This is a genomic window from Streptomyces shenzhenensis, from assembly GCF_003688995.1.
Lineage (GTDB): Bacteria > Actinomycetota > Actinomycetes > Streptomycetales > Streptomycetaceae > Streptomyces > Streptomyces shenzhenensis_A.
The window spans coordinates 90,252-106,026 of sequence record NZ_PENI01000026.1 but is presented as its reverse complement, the minus strand read 5'-3'; the positions used below and the strand labels follow the sequence as shown (position 1 = coordinate 106,026).

Here is a 15,775-nt window from a genome sequence, read left to right as displayed (position 1 = left end):
CGCCTCCGCTGTGCCGCGCTCGCCCGCGGCCGGACCGCCGAACACCCGGAGAGAAAGCGCTTCACCCGAACGCATATACGAGCCGTATCAGATCGGAGAACAGTCATGGCCCAAGCCGCAGCCGTGGCGAAACCGCCCGCGCCACCCCGGCGGCGCCGTGCCTCCGCGACACCGCGCAGGCTGCCGTACCTGCTGATCGCCCCCGCGGCCCTGCTCATGCTGGGCTTCATCGCCTACCCGGTGATCAGCGTCTTCTACTACAGCCTGCAGAACTACAACCCCACCAAACCGTGGCGGAACGGCTACGCGGGCTTCGACAACTTCGTCCACGCCTTCACCGAGGACCCGCAGTTCTGGCAGACGCTGACCTTCAGCGCCAAGTGGGTCGTCGTGGAGGTCGGGCTCCAACTGCTCTTCGGCCTCGCGCTCGCCCTCATCGTCAACCAGACGTTCGTGGGCCGCGGGCTCGGCCGCGCCCTCGTCTTCTCCCCGTGGGCCGTCTCCGGCGTGCTGACCTCCGCGATCTGGGTACTGCTCTACAACTCCCAGACGGGCATCACCCGTTACCTCGCCGACCTGGGCATCGGCTCGTACGGCACCAGCTGGCTCTCGGACACGTCGACCGTCTTCCCGGCCGCGGTGGTCGCCGACCTGTGGCGCGGCGTCCCCTTCTTCGCGATCCTCATCCTCGCCGACCTCCAGTCCGTCTCGAAGGACCTGTACGAGGCCGCCGAGGTCGACGGCGCGAGCCGGCTCAAACAGTTCTGGCACATCACGCTGCCGCACCTGAAGGACGCGATCGTGCTGTCCACGCTGCTGCGCATGGTGTGGGAGTTCAACAACGTCGACCTGCTCTACACCCTCACCGGCGGCGGCCCGGCCGGCGAGACCACCACCCTGCCCCTGTACATCGCCAACACCAGCGTCGACGCCCACAACTTCGGCTACGCGTCCGCCCTCACCACGGTGGCGTTCGCGATCCTGCTCTTCTGCTCGATCGTCTATCTGCGACTGAGCAAGTTCGGAGGTGAGACCAAGTGATCACCGAGATCGCTCCCGCACCCGAACGGGTGGCCGCAGAGCCCGCCCGGCCGCACCACAGGCGCCGCGCCTGGGACGAGGTCCCGCGCTGGCAGATCTACCTCCCCCTGTCCGTCTACCTCCTGTTCACCCTGATCCCCTTCTACTGGATCCTGCTCTTCGCGCTGCGCCCGGCCGGCTCCACCTCGCTGGTGCCCTGGCCGATGACCTTCGACCACTTCCAGAAGGTGTGGACCGAACGCAGCTTCGGCACCTACTTCGCCAACAGCGTGTACGTCGGCATCGCCACCCTGCTGCTGACCACCGTCGTCGCGCTGGCCGGCGGCTACGCCCTCGCCCGGTTCGACTTCCGCCTCAAGCGCGGCTTCATGCTGGCCCTGCTGTGCTCGCAGTTCGTGCCGGGCGCGCTGCTGCTGGTCCCGCTCTTCCAGATCTTCGCCGAGCTGAAGATGATCAACTCGCTCGGCAGCGTCATCATCGCCGAGACCGTCTTCCAGCTGCCCCTGTCGATGATCCTGATCAGCGGCTTCATCCGGAACGTGCCGTACTCCCTGGAGGAGGCCGCCTGGGTCGACGGCTGCGGCCGGCTGACCGCCTTCCGGATCGTCGTCCTGCCGCTGCTGCGCCCCGGGCTGATCGCCGTCGGCTCCTTCGCCTTCGTGCACGCCTGGAACCACTTCCTGTTCGCCCTGATGTTCCTGTCCGACCAGGGCAAGCAGACCATCCCGGTCGGCCTCAACACCCTGATGAGCGCGGACAGCGTCGACCTCGGCGCGCTGGCCGCGGGCGGCATCGTCGCCGCCGTCCCCGTCGTCGTCGTGTTCGCGTTCATCCAGAAGTGGCTGATCACGGGCTTCAGCGCGGGGGCGGTGAAGGGATGAGCACGGTCGTACCGGTGGTCCTGGCGGGCGCCCGCGGGCACGGCCGCCGGCACCTGGACACCATCCACGGGCTCCAGCGGCGCGGGCTGGTGCGGCTGGTGGGCATCTGCGAACTGGCCCCGCTCGCCCCGCACGAGATCCCCGACGGGCTCGGCGCCCCGCTCCAGTCGGCCGACCTCGGCGCCCTGCTCGACGCCACCGGCGCCCGGATCGCCGTCATCTGCACCCCGATCCCCACCCACACGGACCTCGCCCTCGCCGCGGCCGAGCGGGGCGTGCACCTCCTCCTCGAGAAGCCGCCCGCGCCGTCCTACGCCGAGTTCCGGCGGCTCTGCGACGGGATCGCGGCGGCGGGGGTGGCCTGCCAGATCGGCTTCCAGTCGCTGGGCTCGCTCGCGCTGCCCGCGATCCGCAAGCTGATCGCCGAGGGCGCCGTCGGGGAGGTCGCCGGAGTCGGCGCGGCCGGGGCCTGGGCGCGCGACGAGGCGTACTTCCGGCGGGTGCCCTGGGCCGGCAAGCGGCGGCTGAACGGCGTCGACGTGGTCGACGGCGTGCTCACCAACCCGCTGGCGCACGCCGTCGCCACCGCGCTGGCCGTGCTCGGCACCACCCGCGCCGACGACGTCACCGGCATCGAGACCGAACTGCTGCGCGCCAACGACATCGAGTCCGACGACACCTCCTGCGTCCGCGTCCGCACCCCCCGGGGCCCGGTCACCGTGGCCGCGACCCTGTGCGCCGAGCGGCCCGGCGAGCCGTATGTCATGGTGCACGGCGACCGCGGCCGGATCACCTTCTGGTACAAGCAGGACCGGGTGCTGCTGCAACGCGCGGACCACGGGCCCGAGGAGACCGAGTACGGCCGCACCGGTCTGCTGGAGAACCTGCTCGCGCACCTCACCACCGGGGAGGAACCACTGGTGCCGCCGGCCGCGACGGGCGCCTTCATGCGGGTCGTCGAGGCGGTCAGGCTGGCCCCCGACCCGGTCGCGCTGCCCGCCGGGACCTGGCGGTTCCTCCCCGCCGAGAACCGCCGGGCGGTGCGCGGCGTCGACGGGCTCGTCGCGGCCTGTGCCGACACCCTCGCCCTCTACTCCGAGCTGGGCGCCCCCTGGGCCGCGCCGAAAGAGGTGAGCACCTGATGACGGCCGACGACACCCTGGTGCTGCGCGTCGCGGGCCGCCCGGTCGGCCGCTATCTCACCCGGCCCGAACTCCCGGCCCGGCTCGCCCCGCGTCCCTTCCTGCATCCCGTCACCACCCTGGCCGGCACGGCGGTCACCGAGCTGAGCCCCGCCGACCACCTCCACCACCTCGGCGTCGGTGTCGCCGTTCCCGACGTCGAGGGGCACAACTTCTGGGGCGGCCGCACCTTCGTCCGCGACCGCGGCCCCACCGAGCTCGACAACCACGGCACCCAGCGCCACCTCGCCTTCCAACTGCGCGACCCCGACGGCTTCGTGGAGGAACTGCGCTGGGTGGCCGCCGGAGGTGAACTGCTGCGCGAGCGGCGCACCGTCGCCGCCACCGAACTCACCGGCACCGCCTGGGCGCTGGACTTCACCTTCTCCCTCACCAACGTCACCGCGGGCCCGCTGTCGATCGGCAGCCCCGCCACCAACGGGCGCCCCGGCGCGGCCTACGGCGGCTTCTTCTGGCGGGCCCGCAAGGAGGACCGCGCGCCGGAGGTCTTCACCGCCGACCGCGCGGGCGAGCCCGCGGTGCACGGCCGGCCCGCCGACTGGCTGGCCCTGGCGGGCGCGGGCTGGACCCTGGTGTTCGCCGGGGCCACCGCGGACACCCGGCGCGACCCGTGGTTCGTGCGCACCGCCGCGTACCCGGGGGTGGGCTCCTCGCTGGCGCACGCCGAGCGGCTGCCCGTCCCGCCCGGCGGGACCGTCGTACGCCGCGTCGTCACCGTCGTCGCCGACGGCCGCCCGGACCGGGACGAGGCCGCGGCGCTGGTGCGCAGGGCGGTGCGGCCATGAGCCTGCACGGCGCCGACCTCGGCGACGGCACCTACCGCAACCCGGTCCTCGACGCCGACTGGTCCGACCCGGACGTCGTCCGCGTCGGCGACGACTACTACCTCACCGCCTCCAGCTTCGGCCGCGCCCCGGGACTGCCGCTGCTGCACTCCCGCGACCTGGTCAACTGGACACTGGTCGGCCATGCGCTGCCCGCCCTGGAACCGGCCGGGCGGTTCGCCGTGCCGCGCCACGACTGCGGGGTCTGGGCGCCGTCGCTGCGCCACCACGACGAGCATTTCTGGATCTTCTGGGGCGACCCCGACCAGGGCATCTTCCAGGTCAACGCCCCTGAGATCCGCGGCCCGTGGACGGCGCCGCACCTCGTGAAGGAGGGCAAGGGACTGATCGACCCCTGCCCGCTGTGGGACGAGGAGAGCGGCGAGGCCTACCTCGTGCACGCCTGGGCCAGATCCCGCTCCGGCATCAAGAACCGGTTCACCGGCCACCGTATGCACCCCGACGGCACCAGCCTGCTGGACGAGGGCAAGGTGATCGTCGACGGCGACCGGATCCCCGGCTGGTTCACCCTGGAGGGCCCCAAGCTCTACCGGCACGACGGCTGGTTCTGGATCTTCGCGCCCGCCGGGGGAGTGGCGACGGGCTGGCAGGGCGCCTTCCGGTCCCGCGCGTTCTTCGGGCCGTACGAGGGCAGGTCGGTCCTGGAGCAGGGGGACACCGACGTCAACGGGCCGCACCAGGGCGGCTGGGTGCGCACCCCGTCGGGCGAGGACTGGTTCCTGCACTTCCAGCAGCGCGGCGCGTACGGCCGGGTGGTCCACCTCCAGCCGATGCGCTGGACCGATGGGGACGCCTCCGGCTCGGGCGAAGCCGAGAGCGGGGGAGGCTGGCCGGTGCTCGGGCACGAGGGCAGCCCGGTCGCGGTGCACCGCAAACCCGCGTTGCCGCCGCAGCCGGCCGTCGCGCCCGCCACCGACGACGACTTCCCCGGCGGACGGTACGGGCGGCAGTGGCAGTGGACGGCCAATCCGCAGGACGGCTGGGCCACCCAGCACTCCGGGGACGGGCTCAGGCTCGCCTGTGTCCGCTCGGCCGGCGCGCACGATCTGCGCGCGGTGCCGAACGTCCTCACCCAGCGGCTGCCCGGCTCGCCGTGCGCGGCCGAGGTCGAACTGCGCCTGGACGGCGCGGAGCCGGGCGCGCGGGCGGGGCTCGCGGTGCTCGGGGACGCATTCGCCTGGATCGGGCTCGAACGGGACGCCGACGGCACGGTCCGGCTCGTGCACCGGTTCGCCGAGTCCGTGGCGGAGCGGGAGCGGGACGCCGCCCGGCCGGTCCCGGTGCCCGCGGGACGGGTCCGGCTGCGGATCGAGGCCGGACCCGGCGCGCGCTGCCGCTTCGCCCACGACGCGGGGGCCGGGCTGCGCCGCTCGGGGCCCGTGTTCGCCGCCACGCCCTGGCGCTGGGTCGGCGCCCTGCTCGGCCTGTTCGCGCTGGCGCCCGAGGGACCGGGCCAGGCCGGGGCGGCCGTCTTCACGCACTTCCGCATCACCCCGTCCTGAGCCCCCGCGGACCAGGACACGGCACCACGGTCGTCGGTGCGCACCGGCGACCGCGAGATCGGACACACCCCCCACACCGTCACATCCCCGTTGGAACCAGAATGAAGAGAGCCGACAATGATGAAGAGCATCCGCAGAAGCAGGCGCGCCGCCACGGCCGTCGCCCTGGGCTCCGTGCTCGTGCTGACCGCCACCGCCTGCGGTGACGACGGCAGCGGCAGCGCGGGGGACAAGGGCGACGAGGGCTCGGGCAAGGGCACGATCACCTTCTGGGACAACAACGGCGGTGTGCGCACCGACATCTGGAAGCAGGTCATCGCCGACTTCGAGAAGAAGTACCCGGACATCAAGGTCGAGTACGTCGGCATTCCCGCCGCGAGCGCCCAGTCGAAGTACGACACCGCCATCCAGGGCGGCGGGCTGCCCGATGTCGGCGGCGTGGGCACGGCGATGCTCGCCGCGGTGGCGGTGCAGGGGGCGCTGGAGCCGCTCGACGACCGGGTCGCGAAGAGTTCGCTGAACGGCAGGCTGAACGACGGCCTGCTGGCGATCTCCAAGTCGGCGGGCGGCGGGGACGACCTCTACCAGGTGCCGACCTCGGCCAACAACGGCACCCTGTGGTATCGCACCGACCTGTTCGAGCAGGCCGGCCTCGACGCGCCGACCACCTGGTCGAAGTTCTACGACGCCGCGGACAAGCTCACCGACCAGGGCAAGAACCGGTTCGGCTTCACCATCCGGGGCGGCGAGGGCGCCATCGCGCCGGCCCTGGACGCGGTGTACGGGCAGACCGGCATCACCTCGTTCTGGAAGGGCGACAGGACCACCGTCAACGACCCGCGGAACGTGGCGGCCCTGGAGAAGTACGTCGCGCTGTACAAGAAGGTCACCCCGGCGGCCGACGTCAACAACGACTTCACCAAGATGGTCGCCCAGTGGGACAGCGGCACCATCGGCATGCTGAGCCACAACCTGGGCTCCTACCAGGACCATCTGAAGGCGCTTGGCGACGGGAAGTTCCGCGGGATTCCGAACCCGACGCTGGAGGACGGCACTCGCGTGCAGGTGTCCAACCCGGTCGACGGGCTGAGCCTGTTCAAGTCGAGCAAGAACAAGGCGGCGGCCTGGAAGTTCATCGAGTTCGCGCTGTCGCACGAGGAGAACTCCAAGTTCAACGAGTCCGCGGGCCAGGTCCCGGCCAACACCGACGCGGCCGGGGACGCCTGGATCCAGCGGGCCGAGCCCACGAAGCTGGCGGCGGAGGCGCTGAACGGGACCGGCACCAAGATCGTGCAGCTGCCGTACTACCTGCCCGACTGGAACACCATCTCGAAGGCCGACAACGAGCCGAACTTCCAGAAGCTGCTGCTCGGGAAGATGAGCGCGAAGGACTTCCTGGACACCCTGGCCGACCAGCTCGACAAGGCGCAGGCCGACTGGAAGCAGAACCACTGACTGCCCGACGGGCCCCGGCGGCGGGGAGCCGCCGGCCGGCGTGGGCCGGGCGCACGGCTCCCCGCGCGCCCCGCCTTCCCCACCCCCTGTCCCGAAGACACACCATCGTGTCACTCACCCGCAGACAGGTCGGGCCGGCGCACAACGACGAGACGAGCGCCGAGCCCGCAGGTCGCCGCGCGACGTCGTGCGGCTGTACGACGTGGACATCACCTGGCTCGTATCGGACTAACCGAGGAGACCCGACCGTGCGTATCTCTGCATGTCATGAACGTGCCACTCGTGCCACTCGTGCTCGTGTGGCCGTCGCCGTGAGCTGCACCGCCCTCGTGCTCGCCGTCACCGGCACCGCTGCCGCGCAGCCCGCCCACCGCGCCGACGTCACCCGCCAGGTGCTGCCCGCGAACGACGGCTGGGGCGCCCACGGCACCGGCACCACCGGCGGCGCCGCCGCCGCCCGCGCGCATGTCTACACCGTCACCACCTGGGAGGAGTTCAAGGCCGCCCTGGCCGACGGCGGCAGCGCGCCGAAGATCGTCAGAGTCAGCGGCACCATCGACGCCGACGGCCCGGACTGCGCCTCCTTCCAGGCGCCGGGCTACGACTTCGCCACCTACCTGGACACCTATTCCCCGGAGAAATGGGGCCGCGAGAGGACCCTGGACGAGGAGCCCGCCGACAGCCCCGAGGGACTGCGCCGCGCCTCCGCCGCCCGCCAGGACGCCTTCATCAAGGCGTTCGTCCCGGCCAACACGACCATCGTCGGCATCGGCAGGGACGCCGGCTTCAAGGGCGCGAGCCTGCAGATCAAGGACGTCGACAACGTCATCGTCCGCAACCTGACCTTCGAGAGCCCGCTCGACTGCTTCCCGCAGTGGGACCCGACCGACACCGCCGACGGCAACTGGAACTCCGAGTACGACAGCGCGGTGATCTACGGCTCGACCCAGGTGTGGATCGACCACAACACCTTCACCGACGGCGACCACCCCGACAGCACCCACCCGTACCACTACGGACGGATCTACGAACAGCACGACGGTGAACTGGACATCGTCAAGGGTGCCGACTACGTCACGGCCTCCTGGAACGTCTTCAGGGACCACGACAAGACGATCCTGATCGGCAACAGCGACAGCGCCGCGACCGCCGCGGTCGACCGGGGCCACCTCAAGGTCACCTTCCACCACAACCTGTTCGCGAACCTGGTCGAGCGCGCGCCCCGGGTCCGCTTCGGACAGGTCGACTCCTACAACAACCACTTCGTCGCCGAGCCCGGCTACGGCTACAGCTTCGGCATCGGCATGGAGTCCCAACTCGTCGCCGAGCACAACGCGTTCACCCTCGCGGACGGCGTCACGGCGGGGTCGATCCTGAAGAAGTGGAAGGAGGCGCCGCTCACCGCCGACGACAACTACGTCAACGGCGTACGGACCGATCTGATCGCCGTCCACAACGCCGAGGTACCCGGCGAGACCCTCCAGTCCGGCGCCGGCTGGACGCCCACCCTGCGGACCAGGGTCGACCCGGCCCGGGCCGTGCCCGGCATCGTCGACCACCGCGCGGGCGCCGGCCGGCTCGGCTGACCCGCCCCGCGCGCACGGGCCGGGGCCCCGCCGCCCCGGCCCGCCCCCACCACCGGCGGGGCCGCGGCGAGGCCCCCGCCCGTTCGGCCGGCACGGCTCCCCCCGGCGCCACGGTCACCGTCCCTGCGGACCGGCCGCAGTTCACCGACGCCGAGGCCGCGTCGCACACCCCGGCCGGCGACCTCGGCGACTGGCGGCCGCCGACCGCGTCCACGGGCTCCGAACCGGCACGCCCGCGGACGGCGCGGTGGCGCTCAGGAGCCCGGGCCGAGCCGGATTCCGCCGTGCACATCACGGCTCTGGACGAGCGAGGTGACCGTTCCGCTGTTGTTGTTGCTGTTGCTGTTGTCGTGCAGGGCTCCGGCGGGTGTGCCGAGTTCGCGGACGAGGCCGAGGAGTTCGGGCCGCTCGGCGACGGCGGCCAGCAGGAAGGCGGTCCAGCGGGCGGTGAGCCGGGCCCGCGCCGCACCGTCGTCCGGGTCCTGGCCGTCGTCCGGGTCCCGGCCCGCCGGCTGCCGGTGCGCGTCGTCGAGCCGCCGCTCGATCTCGTCCGCCGGCTCGCCGGTCCGCCCGCTCCACCGGGCCGCGAGCCAGCCGCGCACCCGCTCCCACCCGTCGGTCATGATGGCGGCGACCAGCGCCTGGGCCCCCGGTGTCACGATCGGCGTCAGATCCATCGCGGTGTCCCCCTCCGTCCGCTCCCGGCTCGGCGGTCACCGTCGGCGACGGCTCCCGCCTCTGCATTGTGTCCGCCGCCCGGTGCCGTCAACCGCCCGGGCGTCCCCCGCTCCGTCCCGTCGGGTCCGCCTGGTCATCGCGCGGTGAAGTCGCCTGTCACGGTGGCGCGTTGCCCGTCGTGCCGGTGATCGTGTAGCGGTCGTCCCCGGCGTCCCGGCCGCCGCGGTCGTGGTCGTACTGCCCGGCGAAGATCCAGTCCCCCGCCGGGACCGTACGCCCCGCTCTGAGCGTCCAGGTGAAGACGAGGAAGCCGCCCCGCTCCCGGGCGGTCAGCGTGAAGTCGTCCTCGGGCAGCGTGCGCCAGGCCCCGGTGGAGGTCACACCGCCGGTCCGGGCGACCGCAAGCCGCACGCTCAGGGAGGTCAGCGGCCGCGCCGTGCTCAGGGTCACCTCGCTCTGCGCCCAGAACGCGTTGCTGTGCGGGTCGACCGCGCCGCCGGGGCGGGCGAGGCCGCGACGGTCCGCCGCGGGGGCGGGTCCTACCGTACGCCGGACGCCACCCCGTAGCCGCAGACCGCGAGCACCCCGGCGACCGCCGCGGTGGCGCCGGCCACCCGGACCCAACCGCCCCTCGGCGTCGGTGCGTTCCCTGGTCCGGGCCGGTCACCGGCGGCCCTGCCCCGCTCGGTCCGGGCCAGCATGCGCGCCCGGTCCGGGCGGTGCGCCCCGGCCGCCGCGCGCAGCCGGGCGCGCACCTCCTCCGGCACCCCCTCGGGCACCTCCCGCCGCCGGGTACCCGCAGGGCCGCGGCCGTCCCCGCGCGGGGCGGCGCCCCCACCGCCGCGGGCACCGTCCGGGGCAGGTCCCGGGAGCCGAGCCGCCGCTGGAGCTCGGCCATGCCCTTCGACGTCTGGCTCTTCACCGTACCCACGGAGATCCCCAGGGCGAGCGCGGTCTCCCGCTCCGACAGGTCGAAGGCGTGCCGCAGCACCACGCACGCCCGTTTCCTGAACGGCAGTCCGCGCAGCGCCTCCTGCACATCGACGACGCCCGCCACATCGGGGTTCTCGGTGCGCTCCTCGCGGTGGTCCCAGCGGTGCCACAGCGCGAGCAGCGCGTCCGCGGCCAGATCGTCGGCGGCATCCGGCTCGCCGGTCAACAGGTGCCCACGCGGCGTGAAGTAGCCGCCGGGCAGGGCAGCGCCCTGAAGGGGCGCGGGGAACTGCGCGGCCGGCCCCCACCGGCCGGCACCGAACCACGACCGGACCTCGGCAGCACAACAGCGGTCACCTTTTCAGCGCCGCCCGCATCATCGCCTGCGCAACCGGCGCAGCCAACCCGTTGCCGCTGACCTCCGAGCGCGCCGCGTCCGACTGCTCGACCATCACCGCGACGGCGACCTCCTTGCCCGACGTGTCGGACGTGCCGTAGGAGGTGAACCAGGCGTACGGCGTCTTGCTGTTGTTCTCGCCGTGCTGCGCGGTGCCGGTCTTGCCGCCGACGGTGACACCCGGAATCCGCGCGTTGGTGCCCGTGCCCTGCTCGACCACCGTCTGCATCGCAGACCGGAGCTGTTCGGCGGTAGTGGAGCTGACGATCCTGGTGCGGCCGGCGCTGTCGTCGTAGTTCTGCAGCACATCGCCGCCGCTGTCGGTGATCTGCGACACCATATGGGGCGAGACCAGCTCACCGCCGTTGGCTATGGCGGCCGACACCATGGCCAGCTGCAGCGGGGTCGCGGTCACGTCGAACTGGCCGATGCCCGACAGGGCGGTCTGCGCGTCGTCCATGCCGGACGGGTAGACGCTGGTGTAGGCCCGCACCGGCACGTCCCGCTTGTCGTCGTCGAAGCCGAACTTGTCGGCCATCGCCTTCACCTTGTCCTGGCCGAGGTCGACGGCCATCTTCGCGAAGACATTGTTGCAGGAGTACCGCAGGGCGGTGCGGATCGAGGCGTTCTCGCAGGGCGCGGAGGTGTTCTCGTTGGCGAGGTCCCGCGTGGTGCCGGGCAGCCGGTACGGGTCCGGGCTCTCGGTCCGCTCGTCCACGTTCGGGTACAGCCCGTCCTCCAGCGCCGCCGCCGCGACGACCAGCTTGAACGTCGAGCCCGGCGGCAGCGGCTGGCGCAGCCCGCGGTTGGTCAGCGGCTTGTCGGGGTCGGCGTTGAGCCGCTTCCAGGCGGACCCGGCGGTGTTGGCGTCGGTGAGCGTGGCCGGGTCGTACGACGGGGTCGACACGACCGCGAGGATCCGGCCGGTCTTCGGGTCGATCGCGACGGCGCCGCCCTTCTTGTCGCCGAGCGCGTCGTACGCCGCCTTCTGCACGTCCGGGTCGATCGTCGTGATCACATCGCCCGGGGCGGCCCGTTCGCCGGTGACCGTGTCCATGACGGTCTTGAGCCGGGTGTCCGTGCCGTTGAGCAGGTCCTGGTAGATGCCCTCCAGCTGGGTGGGCGCATAGCTCTGCGAGGCGTAGCCGGTCACCGCGGCGTACAGCGCGCCGTCCTTGTAGGTGCGCTTGTACGCGAGATCACCCCCCGACGTGCGCGCCGAGCCGGTGACCGCGTTCCCGGCCACGACGATGTTCCCGAGCGGTGCCGCGTACGTCTGGATCGCGTTGCGCCGGTTGTCCTTGTCGTCCGCGAGGGCCTTGCCGTCGTAGAACTGCACCCAGGTCGCCCGCATGAGCAGGGCGAGCACGAGCAGCAGCGCGAAGACGGACGCCCGCCTGATCGTCTTGTTCATCCCGCACACAAGGACGAGGAGACGGCGGGAAACGTTCCTGTTGACCCCGTTTTCTCATCGTGTGCTCAGAGAACCGTGTCCCGTGAGCCCGGTGTTCGGCAGGCCGCGATCGCGACGGACCGCAGCCGCCGGCGTCCGTCACAGCCTGCGCGTGGCCAGCGTCAGCCGGTCGCGGGCGTCGAACAGGGCGTCCTTGACCATCTGTTCGTGGGCGGGCGTCAGCCGGGCCACCGGCACCGAGCAGCTGATCGCGTCGCGGGCGGGGGTGCGGTAGGGGATGGCGACGCCGAAGCAGCGCAGCCCGAGCGTGTTCTCCTCCCGGTCGACGGCGAAGCCCTGCTCCCGGACCTGGTGCAGCTCCTCGATGAGCTTCTCCCGGTCGGTGATGGTGTGCTCGGTCAGGGCGGGCAGGGTCTCCGGGAGCAGCTTGCGCACCTGCTCGTCGGTGTGGGTGGCGAGCAGCGCCTTGCCGAGGGACGTGGAGTGCGCGGGCAGCCGGCGGCCGACGCGGGTGAACGGGCGCAGATAGTGCTGCGACTGGCGGGTGGCCAGATAGACGATGTTGGTGCCGTCCAGACGGGCCAGGTGGATGGTCTCCGTCGTGTCGTCCGACAGGCGGTCCAGCGTGGGGCGGGCCGCGGCCACCACCTCGTCGCCGTCGAGGTACGACGTCCCCACGAGCAGCGCCCGCACCCCGATGCCGTAACGCGTGCCGGTCGCGTCCGTCTCCACCCAGCCCAGCTCCACGAGCGTGCGCAGCAGCATGTACAGGCTGGACTTGGGGTACCCGACGGCCTCCTGGACGGCCGCGAGGGAGTGCATACCGGGCCGGCCGGCGAAGTACTCGAGCAATTCGACGGTCCGCACCGCGGACTTGACCTGCGCCCCGCCACCTGTCTCGCCTGCCGACATCGCCCTTGACCCCTTCGTTGGACGGGAAATAGTCTCCAACAGCATATTCATCACCTGAGACGGCGTTCAGCATATCGAACGAACCTGGTGAATGACCCTGATACTTGTGGAGGGACCCGCGGTGGCAGCAGCACCAGTCTGGAGTGTCGACCCGCGTACCGGGAAGCAGCGTGAGCAGGTCGCGGTGGAGGCCACGGCCGAGGAGGTCGACGCCGCCGTCCGAGCCGCCCACGCCGCGCGCGCCGCACTGGCCGACCGCGCGGTCCGCTCGGCCTTCCTGCGCTCGGCCGCGGCGGGCCTGGACGCGGCCCGGGACCGGCTGATCGAGGCCGCCGACGCGGAGACCGCGCTCGGCCCGGTCCGGCTGACCGGCGAGCTCGCCCGCACCAGCTACCAGCTGCGGGCCTTCGCGGACATCGTCGACGAGGGCGCGTTCCTCGACGTCATCATCAACCACCCCGACGCCACCGCCACCCCGCCCGTCCCGGACCTGCGCCGCATCAAGGTCCCGCTCGGCGTCGTCGCCGTCTACTCGGCGTCCAACTTCCCCTTCGCCTTCTCCGTCGCCGGCGGCGACACCGCGAGCGCGCTGGCCGCGGGCAACCCGGTGGTCGTCAAGTCCCACCCCGACCACCCGGCCCTGTCCGAACTGGTCGCCGACACGCTGCGGCGGGCCGCCGCCGAGCACGGCATCCCCGCGGGCGTCGTCGGCCTGGTGCACGGCTTCGGGGCGGGCATCGAACTGATCAAGCACCCGCTGGTCGCGGCGGCCGGGTTCACCGGTTCCGTGCGCGGTGGCCGTGCCCTGTTCGACGCGGCGGCCGCCCGGCCGGTCCCGATCCCCTTCCACGGCGAGCTGGGCTCCCTGAACCCGGTCGTCGTCACCGAGGCCGCCGCCGCCGAGCGCGCCGAGGCGATCGGCACCGGCCTCGCCGGGTCGATGACCCTCGGCGTCGGCCAGTTCTGTGTGAAGCCGGGCCTGGTGCTCGCGCCCTCCGGCGCGGCGGGCGACCAGTTGGTGAAGTCCCTGACCGACGCCGTGAGCGACACCGAGGCCGGGGTCCTGCTGGACCACCGCATGCGGGACAACTTCATCGCCGGGGTCGCCGAACGCACCGGACTCGACGGCGTGGACTCGCCGGTCACCCCGGGCGCGGGCGGCGAGCACACGGTGAGCCCGGGCTTCCTCACGGTGCCGGCCGCCAAGCTGGCCGAGGAGGGCGCGTACGACCTCCTCCTGGAGGAGTGCTTCGGACCGGTGACCGTCGTGGCCCGCTACGAGGACGAGGCGGAGGTCCGCGCCGTGCTGTCCCGTCTGCCCGGCAACCTCACCGCGACCGTGCAGCTGTCCGCCGAGGAGGCGGCGGGCGCCGGCCGCGGCGCCGAGATCCTGGCCGAGCTGACCCCGCTGGCCGGGCGCGTCCTGGTCAACGGCTGGCCGACGGGGGTCGCGGTGGCGCCCGCGCAGCACCACGGTGGCCCGTACCCGGCGACGACGTCCACTTCGACCTCCGTGGGCGGCACGGCGATCGAGCGCTGGCTGCGGCCGGTCGTCTACCAGAGCACCCCCGAGGCCCTGCTCCCGCCGGAACTGCGGGACGACAACCCGCTGGCACTGCCCCGCCGGTTCAACGGGTCCCTGGAACGTTAGCCCCACCGGGGTCACGGGGAGCGCCCCGGCCCCCGCCACGGTCTCCCGGGCGACCGGGGCGCGGCCCCGCCTGCCCGGCATGGGGGGTCCGCACCCGGGGATGGCCTGGCCCACGGGGGCGCGGGGTGTCGGGTGGCCGGGGGAGCGTCCCGGGCTCCGGTGTGGTTTTCCGCGTTCCTCGGGTGGCCGGGGTATCGCCCCGCCGGGCCGGCGGTCTCACCGCGACCATGGGGGTCCGTACCCGGCCCACAGGGGCCGCGGGGTGTCCGGTGGCCGGGGGTGTCCCGTCTGTCCGGCGATCTTTCTGCGGCCGTGCAGGTGTCCGCCGGGGAGGCGGCTGGTGGCGAGATCATGGCCGAGCCAGCCCCGCCGGCGGGGCGGGAACGGCTGGCCGTCGGGGGTGTGAGGTGGCGCCCGCGCCGCACCATGGGGGTCCGTTACCCGGGGATGGCCTGGCCCGCAGGGGCGCGGGGTGTCCTGTGGCCGGGGGGAGCGTCCCGGTCCCCGGTGTGGTTTTCCGCGTTCCTCGGGTTGCCGGGGAGCGGGCGGGTTCGGTGTGTGGTTTTCTGTGGCCCTCGGGTGGGTGTCGGCGGGGGGCTGCGAGAATCGGGTGATGGACGTGGAACTTTCCGAACTGCCTTTCCCGCTCCGTACCTACGGACCCGACGGTCACTGGTCCTACGAGGACGGCGTGCTCACCGGGTGGGCGGGCCCCCGGCAGGACCGCTTCGTGCCGCCGACCGGGGAGGCCCTGGACCCGGCCTCCGACGCGCCCCGGCTGCTCGGGGCGCCGGAGGGGGACTTCCAGCTGATCGCCCGGGTCACCGTGGGGTTCCGGGCCGCCTTCGACGCCGGTGTGCTCTACGTCCACGTCGGCGACCGGGCCTGGGCCAAGCTCTGCCTCGAGTACTCCCCGGACCTGCCCACCATCTGCACCGTGGTCACCCGCGGCCACTCCGACGATGCCAACTCCTTCACCGTGGACGGCAGTTCCGTCTGGCTGCGGATCAGCCGCACCGGCCGCGCCTTCGCCTTCCACGCCTCCCGCGACGGCGAGCGCTGGACCTTCGTACGGCTGTTCACGCTGGGCGGCGAGAAGGAGACGGACGCGGCCCTGGTCGGCTTCCTGACCCAGTCGCCGATGGGGGAGGGCTGCGTCGTGACGTACGACCACATCCGGTTCAGGCCCGCCTGGCCGAGCGATCTCAGAGACGGCAGCTGACCGCGCGGACCCGCACCCGGTGCGGCGGACCGCCCGCCGCGGGGCGACCGGCCGGG

Annotated in this window: 12 protein-coding genes and 2 pseudogenes; 9 read left to right on the top strand and 5 right to left on the bottom strand. The window is 72.7% G+C overall.

The window, feature by feature from the left end; all coding sequences use genetic code 11:
• The first annotated feature begins 105 nt into the window (after nt 1–105).
• The 7 genes from CTZ28_RS32385 to CTZ28_RS32355 all read left to right on the top strand — a co-directional run bounded on the left by CTZ28_RS32385 (nt 106) and on the right by CTZ28_RS32355 (nt 8,512).
• On the top strand, nt 106–1,041 hold the full coding sequence (locus CTZ28_RS32385; protein WP_121893278.1) for a carbohydrate ABC transporter permease: 936 nt from the start codon (nt 106–108) through the stop codon (nt 1,039–1,041).
• Entirely contained in the window at nt 1,038–1,922 is an 885-nt protein-coding gene (locus CTZ28_RS32380) for a carbohydrate ABC transporter permease (RefSeq protein ID WP_121893277.1), read from the top strand. Before CTZ28_RS32385 ends, CTZ28_RS32380 begins: the two co-directional genes overlap by 4 nt.
• Complete coding sequence (locus CTZ28_RS32375; RefSeq protein ID WP_121893276.1) at nt 1,919–3,064, top strand: Gfo/Idh/MocA family protein; 1,146 nt, start codon at nt 1,919–1,921, stop codon at nt 3,062–3,064. The genes CTZ28_RS32380 and CTZ28_RS32375 overlap by 4 nt, the downstream gene beginning before the upstream one ends.
• On the top strand, nt 3,064–3,909 hold the full coding sequence (locus tag CTZ28_RS32370; RefSeq protein ID WP_121893275.1) for a DUF6807 domain-containing protein: 846 nt from the start codon (nt 3,064–3,066) through the stop codon (nt 3,907–3,909). Before CTZ28_RS32375 ends, CTZ28_RS32370 begins: the two co-directional genes overlap by 1 nt.
• Entirely contained in the window at nt 3,906–5,471 is a 1,566-nt protein-coding gene (locus tag CTZ28_RS32365; protein ID WP_121893274.1) for a glycoside hydrolase family 43 protein, read from the top strand. Before CTZ28_RS32370 ends, CTZ28_RS32365 begins: the two co-directional genes overlap by 4 nt.
• 117 nt (nt 5,472–5,588) lie before the next feature.
• The gene (locus CTZ28_RS32360; protein WP_121893273.1) at nt 5,589–6,926 is read left to right on the top strand and encodes an ABC transporter substrate-binding protein; all 1,338 of its coding nucleotides are present in this window, start codon (nt 5,589–5,591) and stop codon (nt 6,924–6,926) included.
• Nucleotides 6,927–7,174: 248 nt separating this feature from the next.
• The gene (locus tag CTZ28_RS32355; RefSeq protein WP_472926674.1) at nt 7,175–8,512 is read left to right on the top strand and encodes a pectate lyase family protein; all 1,338 of its coding nucleotides are present in this window, start codon (nt 7,175–7,177) and stop codon (nt 8,510–8,512) included.
• A gap of 254 nt (nt 8,513–8,766) precedes the next feature.
• Here the strand turns inward: CTZ28_RS32355 and CTZ28_RS32350 are convergent, their stop codons facing one another.
• From CTZ28_RS32350 to CTZ28_RS32330, 5 genes and pseudogenes are all read right to left on the bottom strand, one after another.
• On the bottom strand, nt 8,767–9,189 hold the full coding sequence (locus tag CTZ28_RS32350) for a hypothetical protein (protein WP_121893272.1): 423 nt from the start codon (nt 9,187–9,189) through the stop codon (nt 8,767–8,769).
• A 157-nt stretch (nt 9,190–9,346) separates the two neighbouring features.
• A pseudogene (locus CTZ28_RS50010) lies at nt 9,347–9,891 on the bottom strand (hypothetical protein).
• 80 nt (nt 9,892–9,971) lie between these two features.
• Nucleotides 9,972–10,385: pseudogene (locus CTZ28_RS32340) on the bottom strand (sigma factor-like helix-turn-helix DNA-binding protein); the annotation flags it as partial.
• A 91-nt stretch (nt 10,386–10,476) separates the two neighbouring features.
• Entirely contained in the window at nt 10,477–11,934 is a 1,458-nt protein-coding gene (locus CTZ28_RS32335; RefSeq protein WP_121893271.1) for a peptidoglycan D,D-transpeptidase FtsI family protein, read from the bottom strand.
• A 138-nt stretch (nt 11,935–12,072) separates the two neighbouring features.
• The gene (locus tag CTZ28_RS32330) at nt 12,073–12,846 is read right to left on the bottom strand and encodes an IclR family transcriptional regulator (RefSeq protein WP_121893270.1); all 774 of its coding nucleotides are present in this window, start codon (nt 12,844–12,846) and stop codon (nt 12,073–12,075) included.
• Between the two features lie 121 nt (nt 12,847–12,967).
• On the opposite strand from CTZ28_RS32330, the gene CTZ28_RS32325 reads away from it, so the two are divergent.
• Together CTZ28_RS32325 and CTZ28_RS32320 are read left to right on the top strand one after the other, a co-directional pair.
• Nucleotides 12,968–14,497, top strand: a complete 1,530-nt coding sequence (locus CTZ28_RS32325) for an aldehyde dehydrogenase (NADP(+)) (RefSeq protein ID WP_121893325.1) — start codon at nt 12,968–12,970, stop codon at nt 14,495–14,497.
• Nucleotides 14,498–15,110: 613 nt separating this feature from the next.
• Complete coding sequence (locus tag CTZ28_RS32320) at nt 15,111–15,719, top strand: DUF1349 domain-containing protein (RefSeq protein ID WP_121893269.1); 609 nt, start codon at nt 15,111–15,113, stop codon at nt 15,717–15,719.
• Nucleotides 15,720–15,775: the final 56 nt, after the last annotated feature.